Annotated in this window: 15 protein-coding genes and 1 other annotated feature; of the genes, 2 read left to right on the forward strand and 13 right to left on the reverse strand. The window is 48.0% G+C overall.

The features are described 5' to 3' along the window. Positions 1-26: 26 nt before the first annotated feature. The 9 genes from udk to recD2 form a co-directional block, all read right to left on the reverse strand. Entirely contained in the window at positions 27-674 is a 648-nt protein-coding gene (gene udk / locus KNP93_RS01610) for a uridine kinase (RefSeq protein ID WP_012370936.1), read from the reverse strand. Positions 675-694: 20 nt separating this feature from the next. Next, entirely contained in the window at positions 695-1,336 is a 642-nt protein-coding gene (locus KNP93_RS01615) for an O-methyltransferase (RefSeq protein ID WP_131502702.1), read from the reverse strand. Between the two features lie 72 nt (positions 1,337-1,408). Beyond that, positions 1,409-2,557, reverse strand: coding sequence for an endolytic transglycosylase MltG (gene mltG, locus KNP93_RS01620; protein ID WP_114595354.1), 1,149 nt, complete (start codon positions 2,555-2,557; stop codon positions 1,409-1,411). A gap of 81 nt (positions 2,558-2,638) precedes the next feature. Then, a complete protein-coding gene (locus KNP93_RS01625; protein WP_233494510.1) occupies positions 2,639-2,935 on the reverse strand; it encodes a DUF1292 domain-containing protein in 297 nt (98 codons plus the stop codon). Further along, on the reverse strand, positions 2,919-3,206 hold the full coding sequence (locus tag KNP93_RS01630; protein ID WP_012370940.1) for a DUF1292 domain-containing protein: 288 nt from the start codon (positions 3,204-3,206) through the stop codon (positions 2,919-2,921). The genes KNP93_RS01625 and KNP93_RS01630 overlap by 17 nt, the downstream gene beginning before the upstream one ends. A gap of 12 nt (positions 3,207-3,218) precedes the next feature. Next, the gene (ruvX, locus tag KNP93_RS01635; RefSeq protein WP_026827847.1) at positions 3,219-3,641 is read right to left on the reverse strand and encodes a Holliday junction resolvase RuvX; all 423 of its coding nucleotides are present in this window, start codon (positions 3,639-3,641) and stop codon (positions 3,219-3,221) included. Beyond that, positions 3,638-3,907 carry an IreB family regulatory phosphoprotein gene (locus KNP93_RS01640; RefSeq protein WP_026827846.1) on the reverse strand — a complete coding sequence of 90 codons (270 nt, stop codon included), beginning with the start codon at positions 3,905-3,907 and terminating at the stop codon, positions 3,638-3,640. The genes ruvX and KNP93_RS01640 overlap by 4 nt, the downstream gene beginning before the upstream one ends. Before the next feature lie 34 nt (positions 3,908-3,941). After that, on the reverse strand, positions 3,942-6,584 hold the full coding sequence (gene alaS / locus KNP93_RS01645) for an alanine--tRNA ligase (RefSeq protein ID WP_131502703.1): 2,643 nt from the start codon (positions 6,582-6,584) through the stop codon (positions 3,942-3,944). A gap of 60 nt (positions 6,585-6,644) precedes the next feature. Then, positions 6,645-6,862: a binding site (T-box leader), on the reverse strand. Between the two features lie 42 nt (positions 6,863-6,904). Further along, positions 6,905-9,130 carry an SF1B family DNA helicase RecD2 gene (gene recD2 / locus KNP93_RS01650; RefSeq protein ID WP_131502704.1) on the reverse strand — a complete coding sequence of 742 codons (2,226 nt, stop codon included), beginning with the start codon at positions 9,128-9,130 and terminating at the stop codon, positions 6,905-6,907. 117 nt (positions 9,131-9,247) lie between these two features. Here recD2 and KNP93_RS01655 point away from each other — a divergent pair, with 117 nt between their 5' ends. Then, positions 9,248-9,796 carry a VOC family protein gene (locus tag KNP93_RS01655; protein ID WP_131502705.1) on the forward strand — a complete coding sequence of 183 codons (549 nt, stop codon included), beginning with the start codon at positions 9,248-9,250 and terminating at the stop codon, positions 9,794-9,796. Positions 9,797-9,845: 49 nt separating this feature from the next. On the opposite strand, the gene KNP93_RS01660 is transcribed toward KNP93_RS01655, so the two are convergent. The 4 genes from KNP93_RS01660 to cymR are packed head-to-tail and all read right to left on the reverse strand — an operon-like array spanning position 9,846 to position 13,204. Then, positions 9,846-10,502 (reverse strand): tetratricopeptide repeat protein, encoded by a 657-nt coding sequence (locus KNP93_RS01660; protein ID WP_131502706.1) that lies wholly within the window; start codon positions 10,500-10,502, stop codon positions 9,846-9,848. 13 nt (positions 10,503-10,515) lie between these two features. Beyond that, on the reverse strand, positions 10,516-11,640 hold the full coding sequence (mnmA, locus tag KNP93_RS01665; RefSeq protein WP_131972448.1) for a tRNA 2-thiouridine(34) synthase MnmA: 1,125 nt from the start codon (positions 11,638-11,640) through the stop codon (positions 10,516-10,518). 12 nt (positions 11,641-11,652) lie between these two features. After that, entirely contained in the window at positions 11,653-12,783 is a 1,131-nt protein-coding gene (locus KNP93_RS01670; protein WP_188004550.1) for a cysteine desulfurase family protein, read from the reverse strand. Positions 12,784-12,796: 13 nt separating this feature from the next. Beyond that, entirely contained in the window at positions 12,797-13,204 is a 408-nt protein-coding gene (gene cymR / locus KNP93_RS01675; protein ID WP_026827839.1) for a cysteine metabolism transcriptional regulator CymR, read from the reverse strand. Positions 13,205-13,267: 63 nt separating this feature from the next. Here cymR and KNP93_RS01680 point away from each other — a divergent pair, with 63 nt between their 5' ends. Beyond that, entirely contained in the window at positions 13,268-14,581 is a 1,314-nt protein-coding gene (locus KNP93_RS01680) for a replication-associated recombination protein A (protein ID WP_131502709.1), read from the forward strand. Positions 14,582-14,613: the final 32 nt, after the last annotated feature.

Below are 14,613 nucleotides of genomic sequence, written 5' to 3' on the forward strand. Positions count from 1 at the left end.
ATAGTATATTCACATCTTTTTTGGAATCAATATCCTCTTTGATCAAGTGAAGACCGATAATCGAGAATCGCCCGGATCTTCGTGACGAGTAAATCGATTGCCACGTGGTTTTCGCCACCTTCGGGAACAATGATGTCAGCATATCGTTTTGTTGGTTCACAAAACTGAAGATGCATCGGACGGACGACTTTCGTATACTGCTCGACGACAGAATCAATCGAACGTCCCCGTTCATTCATATCACGTTGCATCCGGCGCAGAATCCGAACATCGGCATCTGTATCCACGAAGACTTTAATATCCATCAATTCCCGTAAACGTTCATCTTCAAGCGCTAAAATACCTTCGACGATGATGACGTCACGTGGATCAAGCGGAATCGTCTCCGTTGCCCGTGTGTGCGCAACGTAATCATAGACCGGTTTTTCAACCGCCTGATTTTCTCGCAGTGCCTTAATGTGTTCAATCAGCAAATCGTTATCAAAGGCAAACGGGTGATCATAGTTTGTTTGATAACGCTCTTCCATCGATAATTCACTTTGATCCTTATAGTAAGCATCCTGCTCGATCATGACGATGGATTCACTCGGGAACGCGTCGACAAGTGACCGTGCGACCGTCGTCTTTCCTGAACCTGTTCCTCCAGCCACACCAATTACAACCGGTTTTTGCATTGAATTCGTACCTCCATCATTCATTCCGACTTTACTTTCCGACTGACGGACACACCGTCTCCAAGTGGGAAAATCGTCGTATCATATTGATCTTGCTCCATCATCCATGCCGTGAATTCTTTAACCAGACGGACAAGGCGCCGTCTTCTCCGGTCAAAGGTCTTCGGATCTGTCTCAAGGACATCTCCGTGCAAAAACAGGTTATCCGTATATAAAACTCCGCCTATTGGCACCAATCGCCCATAACCGTTAAAGAATTTTTTATACTGTCCTTTCGCTGCGTCGATGAATACGGCATCGAACTGCTGTTCAAGGGTTTCGGCTAATTCTACTGCATCAGCAAAAACGATGTCAATCCGGTCCGCGACGTCTGATCGTTCAATGAACATCCTGGCTTCGGCGTATCGTTTCGCATTTCGTTCTACTGTCGTGATCCGGGCATCCGGTAAGGCACGAGCCATCCGAATCGCACTGTAACCAATCGCTGTTCCAAGTTCAAGAATTCGTTTCGGTTGTTGTAACGTCAACAACGATAACAAAACTTCCGATCCCGTCAGTTCAATGATTGGAATATGGTGCTCTTTCGCGTATGCTTCCATTTCCTGTAACAAGGGATCACGCGGTCGAATCATCCCTTCGACATACGCTGTAAAATCATTCATTCGGAATTCACTCCTTCTGCGCATAAACAGGTTGACCGGGAACGAACATACCGTTCCCGATCAACCCCCTGTTCATTGCTCTTTACTTGCTTCGTATTCGACCCATTCCGGTTTATACTTCACAACATTTCGTTGATGTTCCTCATAGGTTTCCTCATAAAGAATTTGCCCCCGTGGATTTTTATCACTTGGTGGTCGGGCAAAGAAATAAACATATTTCGTCTTTTTCGGATTAAGGACGGCAAGAATTGAATCTTTACTGACCGTTGAAATCGGACCAATCGGAATACCTTCATACTTGTACGTATTGTATTTCGAATTGTTCTCAAGATCCTTCAATGTCGTCAGTGCTGTATTCTCTCCTGTACCGTACCAGACCGTTGGATCCGATTGGAGTTTCATCCCGTCGTTGAGGCGATTCGTAAAGACACCGGCAATCTCACGACGATCGTCTGGTGTTGCGGCTTCCCGCTCGACCATCGATCCGAGACTCAACACTTCATGGAAGGTCATGCCTGATTTCTTAATCGCATCGGTGTTCTCATCATAAATCTTTTCCGTCTCATCTAACATCGTTTCGGCAATTTGATTGATACTTTTTCCTTTGTCGAATTCGTATGTCGCCGGGAAAAGGTATCCTTCGAGTGAATAAAGGACTCCCTGCTTTGTCACTTCATCCGTTAACATCGGATACTTGTCAATTAATGTCTTGATATACGCCTCATCCGTCAATGATTTTCGGATCGAGTCAGCTTTAAAACCGGTTGCTTTCGCAATGATGGCAATTTGACGATCCATCGTGATTCCTTCAGGGATCGTAATTTTAACATCTGCTGCTTTCATGATCGTTCCGGTCTTTAACTCATTGATGATTTCATCCGGTGTCATCGCTTGCGTCAATGTGTATGTCCCGGCTTGGAATGACGATTCATTCTTATAGCGGACATAATAGCGGAAAATCGTTTCGTTCGCGATTAAATCTTTTTCCTTGAGAATGCTTGAAATCGTACTTGTTCCGGCGCCTAAGGGAATTTCGACTTTGACGGACTTCGTCGCCTCTTCGTTGACCGGCTCGAGTGAACTCTTTAAAAAGATGTAGATGGCTGCTCCTGCTACTAAGAAAATCGTGAATAATACTGAAAGGATGATTAACGTAATCCGGCGCGATGTCCGGCGACGTTTCTGTTCGATTTCAGCATTTTTCTTCCATTCATTCTCCATCGGTTCCTCCTTCTTCTCTTAAAACAAGGTGATATCGAAAGAGCTGCTGCTCTGACGACACCACCTTATACACGAGTCGGTTTAGTCAAGCTCGTCTTCTAATGTATTAAAGACTTCTTCAATTTCATCCCAAGTTTCTGCATCGTCTTCTGCGATCGGAACTAGGTTGAAGTCATCATCACCATCACCATATTCTTCTAACTCATAAACAAAGATGTCGACTTCTTCTGCTTCATCATAATCCGCGCCGACTGGCTCAAGGAAAATATACGTTTTGCTTGAGCGCGGGCTTTCATACCGTAAACGCTCGGCAAATTTAAATTCATTACCTTCTCCATCGGGAATTACGTAATGTGTAGGTTCATTCTGTTGCATCATTCATCCGCTCCTTTAATGCAGCCTCAAGTTCATCCCAAGTCTGCTCATCGTTTTCATCAATCAGGCTCAATTCAAAATCATCTTCGCCTTCGCCAAACTCGTCGATTTCACAAATGATCAAATCATCTGCGCCCTCTTCCGGATGACCAATCATTTCGAGAAATAGATAGGTCTTGCCGGTTCGCTCACTGACATAACGGTACCATTCTTCGAAAAGATGTTCGCCACCGTCTTCATCAGGAAAGAGATACTGCCGTTTTTCTTCAGACATCTCATTTCCTCCTTATCGATTTGCCCGATCCAAATAAGATTGTAGGATCATGACTGCTGCCATCTTATCGATGACTTGTTTCCGTTTTTTTCGACTGACATCGGCATCGATCAGCATACGTTCTGCCTGCATCGTCGTCAATCTCTCGTCGACAAGAACGGTCGAAAGGCCTGTCTGCGTCTCGATTTCACGCGCGAACGCTTCACTCGCCTCAGCTCTGGGACCAATTGATCCATTCATGTTTTTCGGATGTCCGATGACGATGATTTCGACACCGTATTCCTTAATAATTGCCTCGAGTCGCTTGAAGGCGACCGGATATTCAGGTTCTGTCCATTTGATGGTCTCGATGCCTTGTGCTGTCCAGCCCATCAAATCACTCACCGCAACACCGATCGTCTTCGAACCGACATCAAGTCCGATGGCACGCTTCATTTTTTGTCTCCACTCTCCGATAGATAAGATTTCACGAGTTCTTCCAGTAGTTCATCACGCTCAATCTTTCGGATCATATTACGTGCATCGTTATGACGAGGAATGTAAGCAGGATCACCGGAAAGTAGATATCCGACGATTTGGTTGATCGGATGATAGCCTTTTTCTTCTAAAGCATGATAGACCGTCAGCAATACTTCGCGTGTTGCCGCCTGGCTATCGTCTTCTGGAAAATTAAATTTCATCGTTTGATCCATCTGACTCACGTTAATCACCTCTTTCATTTACACTACTTCTCTATTATGCCAGTGATTGCACGTAATGTGAAGTAAACGCAAGAGCTTCGTTTAATTTTGCAGGATCTTTTCCGCCAGCCTGTGCCATGTCCGGGCGGCCGCCACCGCCACCGCCGCAACGCGTCGCTACTTCCTTGATCAGTTTACCGGCATGGTATCCTTGATCAATCAAGTCTTTCGAGACACTTGCAACGAGGTTGACTTTGTCTCCCTGCGCGCTGCCGAGGACGATGATTGCCGAACCGAGACTCGACTTCAATTCATCCATCATACCGCGAAGCGCATCCATATCTGAGACGTCGACTTGCTTCGCAAGGACTTGGACTCCATTGATTTGCTCGACATCCTCTTTCAATGATGCTGCTTCAATGTTTGCCAGTTTTGCTTGTAGGGATTCGTGTGCACGTTCCGTTTCGCGGAGCTGGACTTGAAGTGCTTCAATCCGTCCCGGTACTTCAGTCGTCTTCGTTTTCAGTACGCGTGCTGCCTGCTCGAGTGTCTGCAGGTGACCGTTCATCACATGGTATGCTCCAGCGCCTGTGACTGCTTCAATCCGTCGTGTTCCAGCTCCGATTCCTGATTCGGAAACAATCTTGAACAGACCGATTTCTGCCGTGTTTCGAACATGGATTCCACCGCATAATTCGATGGAATATGTTCCAGCCGAAACGACACGAACCGTCTCACCGTATTTTTCACCAAACAGAGCCATTGCACCTTTTGCTTTCGCATCAGCAATGTTCATCTCTTCAATGTCGACTGCAAGTGATGCCCAGATTGCTTGGTTGACATCCTGTTCGATAGTTGTCAATTCTTCAGCCGTGACTGCTCCGAAGTGCGAGAAGTCAAACCGGAGACGATCTGCCGAAACGAGTGAACCAGCTTGGTTGACGTGTGTCCCGAGTGTATCTTTTAATGCTTTGTGCAACAGGTGGGTTGCAGTATGGTTCTTTGTGATGGCTTGACGTGACGACGCTTCGACTGTTGCATGAACTGTCGCATCTGCCAAAGCAATCCCCGTCCGAACAATAACGGTATGCAGGTTTTGACCGTTCGGTGCTTTTTGAACATCTTTGACATCAAGGACGAAATCAGGACCTGTAATGGTTCCTGTGTCCGCCACTTCTCCACCGCTTTCTGCATAAAACGGTGTAATATCAAGCAACAATTGTGCTTCTTCGCCGGCAGCGACTTCTGTCACTCGTTCTCCATCATGCAACAAAGCAATGATTTTAGCATCCGTCTCAAGGTCCGTATAACCGATGAACTGGCTTGGAACAGTCAACGTTGCTAACACTTCTGATTGTTGTTGCATCGAACCGCCGTCTTCACGGGCAGCACGAGCACGCTTCCGTTGCTCATCCATTGCCCGTTTAAATCCTTCTTCATCGACAGACATCTGATGATCTTCCGCATATTCAACCGTCAATTCGAGTGGAAAACCATACGTATCATACAAACGGAAGGCATCTTCTCCGCTGATGACGTGTTCACCGTTACTCTTCGCTGCTTGTGCCACGGTGTTTAAGATGGCAAGACCATCATGTAACGTCTCGTGGAATCGTTCTTCTTCGTTTTTAATGACACGTTTGATGAAATCTGCTTTTTCTGGAACTTGTGGATAGAAATCGACCATGACGCTACCGACTGTATCAACGAGCTCGTACATGAACGGACGTTCGATTCCGAGCATTTTTGCATAACGGACAGCACGACGAAGCAGGCGGCGTAAGACATAACCGCGTCCTTCGTTCGAAGGCAACGCACCGTCTCCGATTGCAAAGGCAACCGTCCGGATGTGATCAGCAATGACTTTGAACGCGACATCCAGTTTTGTGTCTTCACGGTAAAGTTTACCGCTGAGTTCTTCTGTCTTATGGATGATCGGCATGAACAAGTCCGTGTCAAAGTTCGTCGGCACATCTTGCATGACGCTCGCCATCCGCTCAAGACCCATCCCGGTATCGATGTTTTTACGCGGTAATTCTGTGTAATTGCCGTGTCCATCATGATTATATTGACTGAACACGATGTTCCAGATTTCGAGATACCGTTCGTTTTCGCCGCCCGGATACAATTCAGAATCGTTCGGATCGTCGCCGAAAGCCGGTCCGCGGTCGAAGAAAATCTCTGTGTTCGGACCTGAAGGACCCTCACCAATTTCCCAGAAGTTATCTTCCAGCGGAATGATACGTTCAGCCGGCACACCGAGTTCAAGCCAGATTTGACGTGCTGCGTCGTCTTCCGGATGAATCGTCACGGAAAGACGGTCCGGATCAAGTCCGTACCACTCGTCACTCGTCAAGAGTTCCCAGCCCCATTTGATTGCATCTTCACGGAAGTAGTCGCCGACAGAAAAGTTTCCAAGCATTTCAAAGAATGTATGGTGACGTGCTGTTTTTCCGACATTTTCGATATCGTTCGTCCGGATCGATTTCTGCGCGTTGACAATCCGCGGATTTTGCGGAATGACTCGTCCATCAAAATATTTTTTTAACGTAGCGACACCCGAGTTGATCCACAGTAATGTTGGATCCTCGATTGGAACGAGCGATGCGCTTGGTTCGATTGCATGTCCTTTAGACTGGAAAAAGTCGAGATACATCTGACGGATTTGTGCACCCGTCAACGGTTTTAATGGTTTCATCGAAAATACCCCCATTGATTAATTTGTCCTGAACGCAAAAAAACGATACATTCATCCCTGAAAAGGGACGAAAGCATCGCTTTCGTGGTACCACCCTCGTTCGTAAAGACATGTGCTCTCTTTACCTCGAAAAATCCGTTAACGGAGATTACCCGCAAGTGTTTGCACTCGACTCCGGAAGGAGCTTCAATCGAATCGTCATGAAGATGGTTGCAGCAGATCCATCTCTCTCTGGTCATGAAGATTACGACTTACTTATCTTCCATCAACGTTTTGCGTCCATTCATCTACCGTGATTATTACCTATCTGGTGCATTCAGTCAAGTCTTTGTCATACCGCCGAGCCGTTCAATCAGCCGGGTCCGCCGGCGTGGTTCTTCCTCTTGGGAAGCTTTATAAAAGGCACGGGGATCTCCGAACAACAACAAACTGGCTTTTGCCCGTGTGACGGCCGTATAGATGAGATTACGGGAATGTTTAAAGGCTCCGGTGAAAAAGACCGGCATCAGGACAATCGGAAACTCCGACCCTTGTGCTTTATGAATCGTAATCGCATACGCATGTGTGAATTGATCCCACTCACTCCGGTTGTATTCGACTTCCGTCTGATCGAACCGGGCAATGATTTTGTCCACCTTGTCGACATTTTCCTTTGCAAAAAAGATGTTGACGATTTCGCCGATATCCCCGTTATAGACATTTTCTTCCGCATTATTGACGAGCTGAAGAATTTTATCTCCACTCCGGTAAATTCGTGTCCCTTGTTTGACTTCCCGTTTTTTGGGCGCTTCCGGATTATAGACCTGTTGCAGGACGATGTTCAGTTCATCGATTCCTACCTGTCCACGATACGTCGGCGCCAGGATTTGGACGTCAAACTTCGAATAGCCTTTCGCCAGTGCTTTTTCCGCGAAGGCGGCGATACCGCGTAACGACTCTTGCGGGGCGAGCGAATAAAATCGCCGGTCAGATAACGGAGCAAGCAAGTCAGCTGACGTGACCCGGTTTTTCAAATCGTGAGCCAGCCGAAGAATCGAGGAATCCTCGGCTTGCCGGTGAACGACATTGAGCCGAACGACCGGAATTCCGTCTGTGTCCATTAAGTCGGCCAGGACTTGTCCCGGTCCGACCGACGGCAGTTGATCACGATCGCCGACAAATAAAATCTTCATGCCATTCGGTACCGCTCGTAACAAACTCGATAACAGGTAGATATCTATCATCGATGATTCATCAATGATCAAAACCTTGCCCGAGATCGGTTGGTCTTCGTCCAATTGAAAATTTGACCCGTCATATTTTAACAAACGATGGATGGTCATCGCCGGAACATCCGTCGCTTCCGACAAGCGTTTTGCCGCTCGTCCGGTTGGAGCAACAAGGACATAGGGATAGACCTCACCCGATTTGACCTGACTTTTTTCAAGCGGCCAATCATGAATTTCCTGAAGCGCGTGCAAAATCCCTTTAATGACGGTCGTCTTCCCGGTACCCGGTCCACCCGTCAAGACCATCAACGGCGCTTTGACCGCCAGTTCGATGGCTTCCCGTTGTTGGACTGCATATTCCATACCGAACCGTTCTTCGAGCTGACCGATGGCCGACAGAATCGTCGCGACATCAACTTCCTGCTCCGCTCCGTTCGCCATGACACGGGCCAGTTCCTTTGCCGCCCGGACTTCCGCATAAAAAATCGTCGGCAAATACAAACAGCCTTCTTCGAGTTTGACCTTATCTTCGTTCAACAACAGTTCGATGGCTTGTTCGAGACGTTCGCCGGGATCTTCTCCGAGTAGACGGGGTGCCCGTTGCAACAGTGATTCGACGGTTGCAAACGCATGCCCCTCTCCCGCCTCCTGTTCGAGTATATGCATGATGGAGGCTGCGACCCGTTCCGGATGCAAGCCGATAAGCCCCAGATGCGAGGCGATTTGATCGGCTGTCTTAAAACCGATGCCACTGACTTCGTACATTAAAGAATAAGGATTTTCCCGAATTCTCGCCATCGCGTCTCCTTCATATGCCGCATAAATCTTCGCCGCGAGTTTCGGAGTAACATCAAACGGGGCTAAAAAAAGCATCAATTGATCAACACCGTATAGGGTTGCGAGTCGGCTGAAGATGACATCGGCCTGTTTTTGTTTCAGTCCAGGGACACGGTCAAGTGCCTTGCTGTCTTTTAAGATGATATCGATTGCATCTTCACCAAGAGCATCGACGATGTTTTTCGCTGTTTTCGGACCAATGCCGGTAAACGAACCGTTCGTCAAAAAACGGACGGCTGCGTGTTTCGTCATCGGAACCGACCGGCGGATCAACTCTGCTTTTAGTTGTTTACCGAATCGCGGATGATCAATCAATCGTCCGAATGCTTGATACGTTCCGCCGAGTTCGATTCCGACACCGGTTCCTGTGACGACGAGTTCTGTTTCTTTTAATTCAAAGTTCTTTTCTTTAATTGCCATCAAAACGATGGAATGGGCTTCTTCTTCGGAGGAAAAAAGCACACGTTTAATGCGGCCGACTACTTGATGGGGGTGCTCCATCACTCCACCTGCTTTCTGTCTGAACTCCATTACGCTGTTCCAATCATAGCATTCGTTTAAGGGATTTTAAATGAGGGAAACATTTCTTGAATCAATAATTGAATGGAGGAACAAATCATGGGACGATTGCCAGTTGCCGGATTGTGTGAATTAGTGCTGGAAGTGGAAGATATGGAACGGGCTGTTGCCTTTTGGAACGGGACGCTTGGTATTCCGATTGTTGAACAGTGGGCACCGGAAGATGCCGAGCCGAGTCATGAACAGGAAAAGCAGGACGGCGTTTGGGCAACGTGGTTGTACATTGGCGGAAACACCCGTCTCGGCCTTTGGCTCAAACGTGACTTTACAATGGAAGAACGGACAGTCAAACACCTTCCTGTCACAGAGTGGGACAGCTTGTACGATGAAGGCGGAGTCCATGTCCATTGCGCCTTTTATGTCGAGAAAAATGAATTCAAAGAAGCCCTTGATCTGTTGCGTACTGCTTCAATTGATGTCAAAATTCGTGAATGGGATGAACAGGAGACATCGAATGATAAGGAGTACTCCGCTTACTTTAAAGATACGGAACAAAATGTCATCGAACTGTATACGAAAAACATGGACGAAGCGTATGAAGACTTTTCCGGTCCACCGTTACGAATCGTACGTGAAGTCGGACATTAATGAAAAAAGCGTTGCGAAACCGGGATGTTCATCGGTCGCAACGCTTTTTTTAGTTCAATAAGGCATCCATCTTCGCTTTCGCATCCTGTGCCATCGTATGGTTCGGCTGATAAGCAAGAACAGTTTCGAGTTCCGTATAACATGCTTCCTGCTGACCTAAAAAAGCCAGTGCAATGGCATAGTTATAACGGGCATCCGTGTGTGTCTCTTCCAGCAATAATACCTGCTCGAAGATTTCAGCCGCTTCTTCAATCTGTTCGTTCTGAGCAAGGGCAAGACCGTACTGGAAGGCGATTTCAACATCTACACCGTTCAGTTCCGTGGCTTGCTTCAAACGTGGAATTCCCCGGACTGGATCACCCAGCTTTTGATATGTCAGACCGAGCATGAAATGAAGATCCGCGTCATCGAGTCCATGTAACAAAGCAAGGCGCAATGATTCTTCGGCTTCCACCAGTAAATCCGCCGAGAAATATAATGCCCCTTTGGCATAATGGGCACTGGCAAACGTTGGATCAATCGTCAATGCCTTATCGTAAAACCGGAGTGCCCGGTCAGCATCGTCCATTGATTGGAGCAATGTCCCTAAATTGACGTAACCTGTCGGATCATTTGGTTGTTCTTCGATGGCATCGTTAAAAGCTTGAGCCGCCAGTTCATAATTCCCGGACTCCAGATGTCGGAACCCGACTTCGTTGTAGTTCATTTCATTCTCTCCCTTACGCAAGATACGTTAACTGTTTGCCCGCTTTGTATGCATCGTCAATCGTCGCCCCGCCAAGACAGATATCTCCGTCATAGAAAACGACAGCTTGTCCCGGTGTGATTGCCCGTTGCCGTTCGTCGAACGCGACGTCTAACCGTCCGCCGTCCAGAATACGAACGGTCACAGGTGTATCCGTTTGACGGTAACGGAACTTCGCTGTACAACGGAATTCTGTCCCGACCGGCATCGTTGCCGTCCAGCTGATATCAGACGCATATAACCCCTCTGAATAAAGCAATTCATTATGGAATCCCTGCTCAACGAACAGGATATTCTCTTTGAGGTTTTTCCCGACGACGAACCATGGTTCTCCGTCTCCGCCAATCCCGAGACCGTGGCGTTGTCCCATCGTGTAATACATCAGACCGTCATGACGTCCCATCGTTGTACCGTCAAGTGTCCGCATTTCACCCGGTTGCGCCGGCAGATACTGACTGAGGAACTGTTTGAAATTCCGTTCCCCGATGAAACAAATACCGGTCGAATCCTTTTTCTTCGCCGTCGCGAGGTTCGCTTCTTCGGCGATTTTCCGCACTTCTGATTTTTCCATGTGTCCAATCGGGAACATCGCTTTAGCGATTTGATCCTGCGACAGTTGGTTCAAGAAATACGTTTGATCTTTGTTTGTATCGACGCCGCGTAATAATTTATGCTCACCGTCTTCATATACAGCCCGCGCATAATGGCCCGTCGCAACAAAATCTGCCCCTAAGCGCATCGCATGGTCAAGAAATGCTTTAAATTTAATTTCTTTATTACACATGACATCCGGATTCGGTGTCCGGCCAAGTTTATATTCCTCCAAGAAGTACGTAAAGACTTTGTCCCAGTACTCTTTTTCGAAATTGACTGCGTAATACGGAATGCCGATTTGATTGGCGACAGCGATGACATCTTCGTAATCTTCCGTTGCTGTACAAAATCCGTTTTCGTCGGTATCGTCCCAGTTCTTCATGAAGATTCCGATGACGTTGTATCCTTGTTCTTTTAATAAATAAGCCGTAACGGACGAATCGACGCCGCCGGACATCCCGACGACGACCGTTGTTTCCTCCGGTGCTTTTGCGCGTGTATTCATTGTTTTCACCTCTTAATTGTTCTGAAACGATTTTACGACATCTATCAGGCCTTGTGCGAGCAGTTCGACTTGTGCCGCATCGTTTCCACGGCCGAAGCTGATCCGGACCGATTGTTTCGTCCGCGGATTTTCACCGTACATCGCCGACAGGACATGCGACGGCTCAACCGATCCTGCCGTACAGGCACTTCCGCTTGAAACGGCAATCCCCCGCATGTCGAGCATAATTAAAAACGGTTCAATTTCGACGTTTGGGAAATACAGGTTGAGGACTTGCGGCAATCCTTCCGCCCCGTTGACTTCAAAATCAATCGTTGAGGCTCGCAGCCGTTCGAGCAACATCGTCCGTAACAGCCGGTACTGTCGAGTCTGCTCTTCCCGCTCCGTTGCCGTCAGCCGGACAGCTTCCGCAAACCCGACAATTCCGGCGACGTTTTCCGTTCCGGCACGACGCTTGCGTTCCTGTTCCCCACCATACGATTGAGGCGCTAACTTGATAGCAGACCGGACATATAATATTCCGACGCCTTTTGGTCCATTGATTTTATGACTCGATGCCGACAGCAAATCAATGTGCATCGCTTCTACATCGATGGGCGACTTCGCAAATACTTGAACAGCATCCGTATGGAACACAATCTGTTGTTCACGCAAGAAACGACCGCATGCCGCAATCGGCTGGACCGTTCCGACTTCGTTATTCCCGAACATCATCGATACTAAAATCGTATCCGGTCGAACTGCTGCACGTAAAGCCTCTTCCGTCACGATGCCCGACTCCGGAATATCAAGATACGTCACGTCAAATCCACGTTTCTCCAGTTCCTCGAAAGCATGAAGTACGGCATGGTGCTCAAACCGCGTTGTGATGACATGACGCCCTTTCGATTGATACTGGATGGCAGCACCGAGGATGGCATAGTTATCGGATTCCGTGCCACCGCTCGTAAAGATGATTTCCGTCGGTCTGGCGTTTAATTCCGTCGCCATCATTCGTCGTGCCGTGTCAATCGCAGCCCGCCCTGTTCGTCCGAATGCATGGACGCTTGACGGATTTCCGAATTGTTCAAGCATGTATGGTGTCATCTTCTCGAGCACTTCGGGCCGCATCGGCGTCGTTGCAGCGTGATCAAAATACATCATCGTTTTTCACCTCTCATATATAAAACATATAACCTGTATCGTCTTCTTCCGCTAAATCCTTTAATGTCGTCGTATCAAGTACTTGATCCACGGCACTTTGAATTTTATCCCACAATTTCCGTTTCGTCACTTCGTCACAATTGTCGCCTTCGACGACGACAAGCGGACCTTCGAGCAGACGGATGATATCCCCTGCGGTAATGTCTTCGGCTGAACGGCCTAATTTATATCCACCGTATGCTCCGCGAACACTTTTGACGAGACCGCCGTTACGGAGCGGGGCAATCAATTGCTCCAGGTAGTGCTCGGACAGATCATACATCTGCGCAATTTTTTTTAAAGACAATGGCTTTGCCTCGCCTCCTTTGGCGAGTGCAATCATGATTGTCAGACCATAACGGCCTTTTGTCGAGATTTTCATCATGCGAAAAGACATCCTTTCTAGTATAGTAGTAGCTAAAAGTTGAAAGAAGGAACGCTACCTATGGCTAATTTATTTGAATCACATTCTCCGGCCGGGCCACTTGCCAATCGGATGCGCCCTCAATCACTGGATGAAATCGTTGGCCAACGCCATTTGATTGGAGAATCGACCCTGTTACGCCGGGCTATTTTGGCTGACCGGCTCGGAACCGTTATTTTCTACGGACCCCCTGGAACCGGAAAAACGACGCTCGCCCGTGTCATTTCCAGTTATACGAAATCAGCATTTGAACAGTTGAATGCCGTCACGGCAAAACTGGATCAGTTGCGTGAAGTCTTAAAAGCAGCGGAATCCCGTTTGCAGTTTGACCAACAAAAAACCATTTTATTTTTAGATGAAATCCACCGTTTCAATAAAATGCAGCAGGATGCCTTACTGCCGGCACTCGAAGCCGGAACAATCACGTTGATTGGCGCAACGACGGAAAACCCAAGTTTTGAAGTCAATGCTGCCCTGTTATCCAGGGCGACTGTTTTCCGGTTCGAGACACCGACGACAGACGATTTGCGCGTTGTTCTGCACCGGACTTTAGAAGACCCGGACCGCGGTCTCGGCAAGTATCCGGTCACTGTCACCGAGGAGGCCGTCGAGCATTATGTGAAGCTTTCGGACGGTGATTACCGGGCACTGCTCAACGCCCTCGAACTCGCCGTTCTGACAACACCGGAAATTGACGGTGAAATCACGATTGACCTTGCTGTAGCCGAAGAATCGATTCAGCAAAAAGCTTTGAAATACGATAAAGACGGAGACCGGCATTACGATGTCATCTCGGCCTTCATCAAGTCGATTCGCGGCTCGGATCCCGACGCTGCCCTTTACTGGCTTGCTGTCATGATTGAAGCCGGGGAAAGCCCACGCTTCATCGTCCGCCGCCTCTATGTCCATGCAGCAGAAGACATCGGATTATCCGATCCACAAGCGCTACTGATCGTTGATGCGTGTGCCCGGGCCTGTGAGTACATTGGTTTTCCGGAGGCACGAATTCCGCTTGCTGAAACTGTGCTGTATCTCGCGACTGCTCCGAAATCAAACACTGTCATTACAGCGATTGATCAGGCACTTGAACTCGTCCGTCGATCAGATGGTGGTCCGGTCCCTCCGCATTTACGGGATGCACATCATGCCGGTGCCGCAGCACTCGGCAATGGTGTCGAATATCAGTATCCGCACCAGTTTCCGCATGCGTATGTCAAACAGAACTATTGGCCGGAAAACCTGGCACGAACCAAACCGGTTTTTTATAAGCCGAGTCCACGCGGATTCGAAAAACAATTACAGGCACGGCTCGATTTTTGGAAAAAACAACCGTAAACGATTAGAAAAAGCGACCTGCTGAGGTCGCT

The organism is Exiguobacterium sp. s166, from assembly GCF_018618855.1.
In the GTDB taxonomy this organism is placed as follows: Bacteria; Bacillota; Bacilli; order Exiguobacteriales; family Exiguobacteriaceae; genus Exiguobacterium_A.

Bases quoted from the DNA above. Each gene is read 5' to 3' on its own strand.
- KNP93_RS01615 (WP_131502702.1), bottom strand. From the start codon at position 1,336: ATGAATGATTTTACAGCGTATGTCGAAGGGATGATTCGACCGCGTGAT.
- mltG (WP_114595354.1), bottom strand. From the start codon at position 2,557: ATGGAGAATGAATGGAAGAAAAATGCTGAAATCGAACAGAAACGTCGC.
- mnmA (WP_131972448.1), bottom strand. From the start codon at position 11,640: ATGAATACACGCGCAAAAGCACCGGAGGAAACAACGGTCGTCGTCGGG.
- KNP93_RS01660 (WP_131502706.1), bottom strand. From the start codon at position 10,502: ATGAACTACAACGAAGTCGGGTTCCGACATCTGGAGTCCGGGAATTAT.
- KNP93_RS01630 (WP_012370940.1), bottom strand. From the start codon at position 3,206: ATGTCTGAAGAAAAACGGCAGTATCTCTTTCCTGATGAAGACGGTGGC.
- KNP93_RS01670 (WP_188004550.1), bottom strand. From the start codon at position 12,783: ATGATGTATTTTGATCACGCTGCAACGACGCCGATGCGGCCCGAAGTG.
- alaS (WP_131502703.1), bottom strand. From the start codon at position 6,584: ATGAAACCATTAAAACCGTTGACGGGTGCACAAATCCGTCAGATGTAT.
- KNP93_RS01680 (WP_131502709.1), top strand. From the start codon at position 13,268: ATGGCTAATTTATTTGAATCACATTCTCCGGCCGGGCCACTTGCCAAT.
- udk (WP_012370936.1), bottom strand. From the start codon at position 674: ATGCAAAAACCGGTTGTAATTGGTGTGGCTGGAGGAACAGGTTCAGGA.
- ruvX (WP_026827847.1), bottom strand. From the start codon at position 3,641: ATGAAGCGTGCCATCGGACTTGATGTCGGTTCGAAGACGATCGGTGTT.
- cymR (WP_026827839.1), bottom strand. From the start codon at position 13,204: ATGAAAATCTCGACAAAAGGCCGTTATGGTCTGACAATCATGATTGCA.
- KNP93_RS01655 (WP_131502705.1), top strand. From the start codon at position 9,248: ATGGGACGATTGCCAGTTGCCGGATTGTGTGAATTAGTGCTGGAAGTG.
- KNP93_RS01625 (WP_233494510.1), bottom strand. From the start codon at position 2,935: ATGATGCAACAGAATGAACCTACACATTACGTAATTCCCGATGGAGAA.
- recD2 (WP_131502704.1), bottom strand. From the start codon at position 9,130: ATGGAGCACCCCCATCAAGTAGTCGGCCGCATTAAACGTGTGCTTTTT.